The organism is Bradyrhizobium sp. AUGA SZCCT0222 (assembly GCF_018130205.1).
Classification (GTDB): domain Bacteria; phylum Pseudomonadota; class Alphaproteobacteria; order Rhizobiales; family Xanthobacteraceae; genus Bradyrhizobium.
In genome coordinates this window covers 34,608-42,335 of sequence record NZ_JAFCLX010000060.1, presented here as the reverse complement: position 1 = coordinate 42,335, position 7,728 = coordinate 34,608, and the positions used below count along the sequence as shown (strand labels likewise).

Genomic DNA, 7,728 nt, shown 5'->3' with positions numbered 1-7,728 from the left:
TCTCCCCGGAGACGAGTTCTTGGTTGACTCCGTCACCGCCGGTTCAGCTCACGCTTAGCCGACGGCTTGACGCCAGCAACGGGCGCCAGGACCACACGGTTTTGCCGTACGCTCGATCCACGCCATCGTCAGACGTAGACCAGCGTCCACCGCAACCCGCCCAACGTCCGTGACGACGGCCGACGCCCTTCTGACCAGGACGGGATGACGATAGATGCGCACTGATTTGGGTCGACCGACAACAAGAATATTTTTGATTTACAGAAATTTTCCACTTGACACGATTTCTGAAACTCAGCACTGATTTGCCCGTCGGGTTGTTTTGTCGCAATCAACCGTCATTGCGAGCCAACGGGTCGCGCGAATGCGCGCCCGATGACAGGCTCCGCGAAGCAATCCATGGCACGGCTTGGCGTAATATGGATTGCTTCGCTACGCTCGCAATGACGAGAGAACCGACCAAGCAACGTCCCGCGGTGCGGTGCACCGAGCTGTGAATGGTTTAACCCGCACCTTCCACAAATCTCGAACTGCCGATACACTGCACCGGCGCTACCGAGAGTGGAAAGGACGTACGATGGCCGATGTCACCGTCAACGCCGGTACCCCGTCAAGCAGCGTCGAACCGAGCCTTCACAGGGTCATGGGCCCCTGGCTGCTCCTCCTGTTTATCGTCGGCGACATTCTCGGCACCGGGATCTATGCGCTGACGGGCCAGGTCGCCAAGCAGGTAGGCGGGGTGGTGTGGCTGCCCTTCGTGGTCGCATTCGTGGTCGCGCTGGTGACGGCGTTCAGCTATCTCGAACTGGTCACGAAATATCCGAAAGCGGCGGGCGCGGCCCTCTATACCCACAAGGCTTTCGGCATCCATTTCATCACGTTCATCGTCGCCTTTGCGGTGATGTGCTCGGGGATCACCTCGGCATCGACGGCCTCCCGGGCGTTCGCGGCGAACATGTCGCACGCGATGGGGCTCGGCCTGACCGGTTTTGGCATCACCGTCACGGGTCTTGCTTTCATGGCGGTCGTTGCAGCGGTCAACTTCCGCGGCGTCGGCGAAAGCGTGAAAGCCAATGTGGTGCTCACCTGCGTCGAGCTGACCGGTCTGCTGATCATTATCGTCATCGGCCTTTGGGCCATCGGCCTCGGCCAGGGCGACGTGTCGCGCGTGATGCAGTTTCGCTCGACCCCGGACGGCGGCATGTTCTGGCCGGTGGTCGCAGCGACCACGCTCGCGTTCTTTGCCATGGTGGGCTTTGAGGATTCGGTCAACATGGCCGAGGAATGCAAGGATCCAACCCGCCACTTCCCAAAAGTGCTGCTTGCGGGCCTTGCGATTACCGGTGTCATCTATGTTCTGGTCTCGATTTCCGCGATCACGCTGGTGGCTCCGGAGCAATTGGGCGAAGGCGAGACCCCTCTTCTGCAAGTGGTTCAAAAAGGCGCGCCCGGTTTCCCGCTCTGGATCTTCGGCTTCATCACCATGTTCGCGGTCGCGAACAGCGCGCTCATCAACATGCTGATGGCCAGCCGCCTTGTGTATGGCATGAGCCGCGAGCATGTGCTTCCGCCCACCCTCGGCAAGGTGCACGCGACGCGGCGCACGCCCTATGTCGCGATTGGCTTCACGACGCTGCTGGCCTTCGGACTGATCACCTTTGTCGGCGAGGTGCCGGCGCTCGGAGGCACCACGGCGCTGCTTTTGTTGTGCGTGTTCACGGTGGTCAATGTTGCGGTGCTGGTGCTTCGGCGCGACCCTGTCGATCATCAGCATTTCCGCACGCCGACTATTCTGCCGATCCTGGGGGCGGTGTTCTGCGCCTTCCTGACCGGTCCCTGGACCGGCCGTGACCCTGTGCAGTACCGCATCGCCGGCGTTCTGCTCGCGGTCGGCGTCGTTCTCTGGTTCGTCACGGTCATGGTCAACCGCGCGACCGGGGTGAAGCGCGCGGACCCGGATGCGGAAAATCTCGGTCGCGGCGGGCCTGTCAACTAGGCGGCGATCGGCGTCGACAGGCTTGGAATCCGGTCTCGCCGACCACGCCGAGCGGGTTCCGACGCCTGGAAAGAACGCATTCGTGCACCTACATCGGTGGTGACCCAATCGAAATGAGGGATGACCCGATGTCGGCGATGCCGGAAGTGAAATCAGCGGACGCAAGCATCGAGAAAACGGTCATCAGCACCATCGTGCTCGGGTTCGCGGCCGACCCGATGACGCGCTGGGTTTGGCCCGACGCGTCCGAATATCTCAGGGTGATGCCGCGATTCGTCAAAGCCTTTGGCGGCCGGGCATTCGAACATGGCACAGCCGACATCACGGACCACGCTCGCGCCGCCGCCCTGTGGCTGCCGCCAGGCATCGAGCCCGACGACACGGCGATGGGCGCAGTCATGGAGGGCTCGCTGCGCCCGGAGATCGCCGACGATGTTGGCGTGCTGATGAAGGGCATGGCCGAACATCATCCGCATGAGCCGCATTGGTACCTGCCGCTTTTTGCCGCCGATCCGAAATGGATCGGGCAAGGGCTCGGCGCGCTGTTGATGAAACACGCGCTTCGACGCTGCGACGAGCAGGGCACCGCCGCCTACCTCGAAAGCTCGAATCCGCGCAACATTTCCCTCTACGAACGCCACGGCTTCAAGATCATCGGCAGGATACAAAGCGGCTCTTCTCCCGCAATGACGCCAATGCTGCGGGCGCGACCCTGAGCCCACAGGCCTGATTGGTTCAACGGATCCGCGCACACCCTGCAGAGTTCGTGACGTGGATCACGCTCCCGGCTGAGCGCCCGTTCTACCCTCCCCGGCACGGTGGATGAGGCGTCCATCGGTCTAAAAGGGAGATCACGGATGCAAAACGATCACGAGTTGAACATCGACGAGCTGTCCGCGGTGTACGGAGGCATGGCTACGTCCAGGGACGGCACGATGCCCCATCCAAAGCCTTCGCCGATGGATCAGCTCATCAAGTGGATTCTCGGCATGTTCAAGTGACAACGGTCCGCGGAGCGGACTGACGCAACAGTCCGCCCTGCGGCCCTCGGCCGACTTCAAGGCGCCATTCCGTCGATCGCTGGTTCGGCTGCCGGTTGCGGCGGCCGATTTCCTGTTTCCCCAACAACGCTTTTGCACAATCAGCGCGATAGTGATCACCGCCCCTGTCCACGGTGGCGCGGCAGCGTGCTAGCCTTGCGCCGGCACCTGCGGAAACTGTCGGAGGAAACCCTGCATGGGCAAGCGGATCAGTCGCTGCGTTGAACTGCTGGAGCAGGATCAGGCGATCTATTATGACGGAGCGCACAGCGGCCATGTGCTGACCCATGCGCAAGGCCGCATCGATGCCGGGACCTGGGCCGACTACATGAATGTCGGCATGGAGCACGGCGCTTTCGATATGGCCGGCCTTGCCGAGTACATGCGCGGCATGGTCGATGCCGGGCCGACGCGTTCCGGGCACCGCACGCCGACGGTCATCGTCGAGGCGCCGGTCAATGGCATCGACGCCGCGCATGTACGTTACAACGCCTGGCAGTTCCGCCAGATCCTCGGCCGCGGCGTGCATGGCATCCTGCTGTGCCAGGCGGAAACCGCCGACGCGGTGCGGGCCTTCGTGGAATCCTGCCGCTATCCACACAACACTGATGGCGTCGATCCCGAAATCCCCTCGCCGCTGGCACGGATGGCGGGAGCGATACGCGCAAAAGACGGCGGCATCGACGCCGCCGGCCGCAAGCTGCTCGGCATCGGCACGCGGGGGCGCGGATCGGAAACCACGGCGGCACCTGTGTGGGGCCTGACCACCGAAGAATATATGGCGCGCTGCGATCCCTGGCCGCTCAATCCGAAAGGTGAACTGCTGCTGGGCGTGAAGCTGGAAAGCCCCGAGGGCGTCGCCAATTGCGAGGAGATCCTTGGCGTGCCCGGACTGGGATTTGCCGAGATCGGCCCGGGCGACCTCAGTCTTTCGCTCGGCTATCGCGAAATTCCCCGCGAACCCTTTCCGCGGGAAATGCAGGCGGCGCGGAATCGCATTCTGGCGGCCTGCCGCAACAACGGCGTCGCATTCCTGCAAGGCTGCACGGCGGACAACATCACGACACGAATTGACGAAGGCGTGCGCGTAATCGCGGGGCATAGCGAGGCCGCCGCCATCAAGGGCCGGGCACACCAGAAGCGGAAACTGCCGGTGTAGCCGAAGCGGATTGGGGCGGCCCCTGGATCACGCCGGAGGGCGGGCTTTCGGCAATGGCCCCATGCGGGCAAGCACCTCGTTCGGCACCCCGTAGAGCTTGATCACGTGGTCGATCTTGTTGAGACCGCAGGCCTCGCGCTGCACGACGAAGAGCCAGAGCGCATACCCCGCCTGTTCGACGAGACGATCGCGGATTTTTCGATCGGAGTTCGCCGTCCGCGGACATGCGGCAAGTGCCGTCAGCGCGGCCTCGAGCCGCCGTCCAAGCCGTCCGAGCGCTGACGCCCTCTCCTCGGCGATCTCGTATTGGAGAGTTGCGTATCCGGATTGAAGTAAATTGAACGCCATAGCGGCGCGCTCCGAAACATGGCCTGCCAACTAGCACTTATAATATTGGCCGGTACGGGGTGGTTCAAGACAGGCGCGCCCCTAGTCCTCGTTCGCCTTGAACCGCCCCAGCCCCTGCATCACGAACGGCGCTACCAGCGCGATCAGCGCGATGCCGAGCAGCGTCGCCGACATCGGGCTTTGCAGCAGCGCCATGGGATCGCCGAGGCTGATCGACATCGCGCGGCGCAACTGGCTTTCGGCGATCGGCCCCAGGATCAGACCGACCACGACAGGCGCGATCGGAAAATCGAACCGACGCATCAGGAAGCCCATCACGCCGAAACCCGCCAGCATCGACAGTTCGACCACCGACGGTTTTGCCGCGATGGTGCCGGTGGTCGCAAAGACCAGAATGCCGGCGTACAGCCACGGCTGCGGGATCGCGAGCAGTTTCACCCACAGGCCGACCAGCGGCAGGTTGAGCACCAGCAGCATGACGTTGGCGATGAACAGGCTGGCGATCAGGCCCCACACCAGATCGGGCCGCTCGGCAAACAGCAGCGGCCCCGGGTTCAGGCCGTATTGCTGAAAGCCCGCCAGCATCATCGCGGCGGTCGCCGAGGTCGGAAGCCCCAGCGTCAAGAGCGGCACGAGGGTGCCGGCGGCGGATGCGTTGTTGGCGGCTTCCGGCCCCGCGACGCCTTCGATCGCGCCCTTGCCGAATTCCTCGGGATGTTTCGACAGCCTCTTTTCAGTTGAATAAGACAGAAAGGTTGGAATCTCCGCGCCGCCGGCAGGCAGCGCGCCGATCGGAAAACCGAACATGGTGCCGCGCAGCCACGGTTTCCACGACCGTTGCCAGTCCTCTTTGGTCATCCATAGCGAGCCGCGCACCGGCTCGAGCTTTTCTTCGGAGTGATGACGGCGCGAGACGACGTAGAGCGCCTCCCCCACCGCGAACAGGCCGACCGCCAGCGTCGTCACTTCGACGCCGTCGAGCAGTTCGGGGATGCCGAAGGCGAGCCGGGGCTGGCCGGTGAGCTTGTCGATGCCGACGAGCCCGAGCGTCAGCCCGATGAACAGGCTGGTCAGTCCGCGGATCGGCGAACTTCCGAAGGTTGCCGACACTGTGACGAAAGCCACGCACATCAACGCAAAATAATCTTCCGGCCCGAAGTGCACCGCAAAGTCGACCAGCCAGGGCGCCAGAAAGGCGAGACCAATGGTGGCGATGGTGCCGGCGACAAACGAGCCGATTGCGGCGGTCGCCAGTGCAGGCCCGCCGCGGCCGGCCTTGGCCATCTTGTTGCCCTCCAGCGCGGTCGCCATCGATGCGCTCTCGCCGGGCGTGTTGATGAGGATGGCGGTGGTGGATCCGCCATACATGCCGCCATAATAGATGCCGGCGAACATGATCAGCGAACCGCCGGGATCGAGCTTGTAGGTCACCGGCAGCAGCAGGGCGACGGTGAGCGCAGGCCCTATGCCGGGCAACACGCCAACCGCGGTGCCGAGCAGCACGCCGATCAACGCATAGAGCATGTTCATGGGTTGGATAGCGACAGCCATGCCGTTGGCGAGCGCGACGAAGGCGTCCATCAAAACAGCCTTTCCAGTGGGCCGGCGGGAAGGCTCAACGTCAGCAGCCGACTGAAGGCGACATAGATCAAGGTGGTCATGACGAAGCCGATGGCGAGATCGGCGAGAATGGCGCGCCGCCCGAAGGCCGTCGCCGTGGCGACGAACAATGCCGTGGTCGCCGGGATAAAGCCGCCGCCAAGACCGATGATGGCGATCAGCAGCGCCAACCCGCCAAGAATCAGCCACACCGCTTTGGCATCGGCACTCTCGCGTGCCGGCAGATTGCCGCGCAACGCCTCGACCAGATTGCCGATCGCGAGAATGCCGAGCCCCACGGCGATGACGACAGGCATCACGTGGGGTCCCATGCCGTAGGGATTGTTGGATTGCAGCTGGCTCGCGTCCCACACCAGCACCGCAGCCAACGCCGCGAGCGCGAGCGCAATGACCACGCCCGCGGCATCGATGCGCCGCGGCGCCGAACTCTGCGAACCGCTATCCGACGTCATGATTTGACGAGGCCGACCGACTTCAGCACGTCGGTGACGCGCACCGTTTCCTTCTTCAGGAAATCCGCGAACGCGTCGCCGGAAAGATAGGCGTCATCCCAGCCCTTCTGCTTGAGAACATCTTTCCAGGCGCCGGACTTGACCATCTTCTCCACCGCATCGCTCAGCGTCTTCTTCTGTTCCGCCGTGATGCCGGGGGGCGCCATCACCGCGCGCCAGTTGGCCAGCACGAGGTCGATGCCCTGCTCCTTGAAGGTCGGAATATCGCTGCCGGGGATCCGCTTTTCCGACGTCATGCCGATCGCGCGCAGTTTGCCGGACTTGATCTGACCGTCGTATTCGCTCATTCCCGAAATGCCCGCGGTGACCTTCCCGCCAAGGATGGCCGCCAGCGACTCGCCGCCTCCGGAAAACGGGATGTAGTTGACCTTCTTGGCGTCGGCGCCCACGGCGCCCGCGAACAATGCCGCCATCACATGGTCGACGCCGCCGGCCGAGCCGCCGGCAAAGGTGACCTTGGCGATATCGGCCTTGAGCGCGGCGGCCAGATCCTGCGCCGTCTTGATCGGCGAATTCGCCGGCACGACGATGACCTGGATTTCCTCGGTGAGCCGCGCAATCGGCGTCACCTGTTCGAGCGTGACCGGCGATTTGTTCATGGCGAGCGCGCCGACCATGACGAAGCCGTTCACCATCATCTGGTTACCGTCGCCCTTGGCGCCGTTGACGAACTGCGCGATGCCGACGCTGCCGCCCGCGCCGGCAACGTTGGTGACCTGGACGCTGCGCGCGATACCGGCGGCGACAAATGCCTGCTGCATCGCACGCGCGGTCTGATCCCATCCGCCGCCGGGCGCCGCGGGTGCCATCAGCTTGAGTTCGAGCTGCTGCGACAGCGCCGGGCTGCCTGCCGCGAGCGTCAGCGCGACCGCCGCGCCGATGAGGCGCGTATAAAACGGGATCATGGGAGTTCCTCCAGGCTGATGCAGATGGCTACGCATTTGCCGCATCGTGTCATTTCGTCGCATATCAGCCGGAAAAGCCGCCGCTGTCCAGACGGACCGTTCGCCGTCGTGATGTTCCGCTGCAAAAACGTGGGGGCGGTATTGCCCG

8 protein-coding genes are annotated in these 7,728 nt (G+C 63.8%); 4 read left to right on the top strand and 4 right to left on the bottom strand.

From position 1 onward, the window contains the following. Positions 1–577 precede the first annotated feature (577 nt). The 4 genes from JQ629_RS32750 to JQ629_RS32735 all read left to right on the top strand — a co-directional run bounded on the left by JQ629_RS32750 (position 578) and on the right by JQ629_RS32735 (position 4,195). The gene (locus tag JQ629_RS32750) at positions 578–1,996 is read left to right on the top strand and encodes an APC family permease (protein WP_249135428.1); all 1,419 of its coding nucleotides are present in this window, start codon (positions 578–580) and stop codon (positions 1,994–1,996) included. Between the two features lie 128 nt (positions 1,997–2,124). Then, a complete protein-coding gene (locus JQ629_RS32745) occupies positions 2,125–2,712 on the top strand; it encodes a GNAT family N-acetyltransferase (protein WP_212416119.1) in 588 nt (195 codons plus the stop codon). 141 nt (positions 2,713–2,853) lie between these two features. Continuing rightward, the gene (locus tag JQ629_RS32740) at positions 2,854–2,997 is read left to right on the top strand and encodes a bacteriocin (RefSeq protein ID WP_212416118.1); all 144 of its coding nucleotides are present in this window, start codon (positions 2,854–2,856) and stop codon (positions 2,995–2,997) included. Between the two features lie 235 nt (positions 2,998–3,232). After that, positions 3,233–4,195, top strand: a complete 963-nt coding sequence (locus JQ629_RS32735; protein WP_212416117.1) for an aldolase/citrate lyase family protein — start codon at positions 3,233–3,235, stop codon at positions 4,193–4,195. Positions 4,196–4,222: 27 nt separating this feature from the next. Here the strand turns inward: JQ629_RS32735 and JQ629_RS32730 are convergent, their stop codons facing one another. The 4 genes from JQ629_RS32730 to JQ629_RS32715 all read right to left on the bottom strand — a co-directional run bounded on the left by JQ629_RS32730 (position 4,223) and on the right by JQ629_RS32715 (position 7,580). Next, positions 4,223–4,543 (bottom strand): DUF6665 family protein, encoded by a 321-nt coding sequence (locus tag JQ629_RS32730; RefSeq protein ID WP_212416116.1) that lies wholly within the window; start codon positions 4,541–4,543, stop codon positions 4,223–4,225. An 81-nt stretch (positions 4,544–4,624) separates the two neighbouring features. Then, positions 4,625–6,124 (bottom strand): tripartite tricarboxylate transporter permease, encoded by a 1,500-nt coding sequence (locus JQ629_RS32725; RefSeq protein WP_212035298.1) that lies wholly within the window; start codon positions 6,122–6,124, stop codon positions 4,625–4,627. Further along, positions 6,124–6,615, bottom strand: a complete 492-nt coding sequence (locus JQ629_RS32720) for a tripartite tricarboxylate transporter TctB family protein (protein ID WP_212416115.1) — start codon at positions 6,613–6,615, stop codon at positions 6,124–6,126. The genes JQ629_RS32725 and JQ629_RS32720 overlap by 1 nt, the downstream gene beginning before the upstream one ends. Continuing rightward, positions 6,612–7,580: a Bug family tripartite tricarboxylate transporter substrate binding protein gene (locus JQ629_RS32715; protein ID WP_212416114.1), complete on the bottom strand. Its 969-nt coding sequence runs from the start codon at positions 7,578–7,580 to the stop codon at positions 6,612–6,614. Before JQ629_RS32715 ends, JQ629_RS32720 begins: the two co-directional genes overlap by 4 nt. Positions 7,581–7,728: the final 148 nt, after the last annotated feature.